The organism is Streptomyces microflavus (assembly GCF_014650075.1).
In the GTDB taxonomy this organism is placed as follows: domain Bacteria; phylum Actinomycetota; class Actinomycetes; order Streptomycetales; family Streptomycetaceae; genus Streptomyces; species Streptomyces microflavus.
This window is the reverse complement of the sequence record NZ_BMUG01000042.1, coordinates 1-748: the sequence shown is the minus strand read 5'-3', so window position 1 is coordinate 748 and position 748 is coordinate 1. Positions and strand designations below refer to the sequence as shown.

Below are 748 nucleotides of genomic sequence, written 5' to 3'. Positions count from 1 at the left end.
GTGAAGGCGAGGAAGTGGTCGGCCTTGCGTTCGTAGCGTCGGTGGAGTCGGCGGCAGCCGGCGAGCCAGGCCATGGTGCGTTCCACGGTCCAGCGGTGGCGGCCCAGCCGTTGCGAGGGCTCGATGCCCTTGCGGGCGATGCGGTGGATGATGCCGCGCTCGCGTAACCATTGCCGCAGGTGGGCGTAGTCGTAGCCCTTGTCGGCGTGGAGCTTTTCGGGCTTGCGCCGTCGTCGGCCGCGGCGCGAGCGGATCGGCGGGATGCCCTTCACGAGCGGGATCAAAGCCTGGCTGTCGTGCAGGTTGGCACCGGAGATGCCGACGGATATGGGCAGACCCGACCGTTCCGTGATCAGGTGGATCTTCGAGCCGTACTTGCCCCGGTCGACAGGATTCGGACCTGTCAGGTCCCCCTTTTCAGGGCCCGCATGTTCACCGAGTCGATCGCGCACCGCGACCAGTCCAACTCGCCACGGGCACCGAGTTCGTCGAGGACCAGGCGGTGGAGCTTGGCCCACACCCGGGCCTTCGACCACTCCGAGAACCGCCGGTGGGCAGTTGCTCCGGACGGGCCGAACGACGCCGAAGGCAGCTGCTGCCAGGTACAACCCGACGTGGCCACGAAGACGATCGCGGCCAGCACTTCCCGGTCGCCGTGCCGACGCCGGCCACCACCCTGCGGCCGCGACGGCGCCTCCGGCACCACCCGCTGGAACAACTCCCACAACTCGTCCGGCACCAACCGCTC

At 68.9% G+C, this 748-nt stretch carries 1 protein-coding gene; it reads right to left on the bottom strand.

From position 1 onward, the window contains the following. A protein-coding gene (locus tag IE264_RS37790) for an IS5 family transposase (protein WP_229888005.1) occupies window positions 1-748 on the bottom strand; the annotation gives its coding sequence in 2 pieces (ribosomal slippage) (window positions 1-416 and window positions 419-748; 746 coding nt annotated over the 2 pieces). This gene is flagged as partial in the annotation.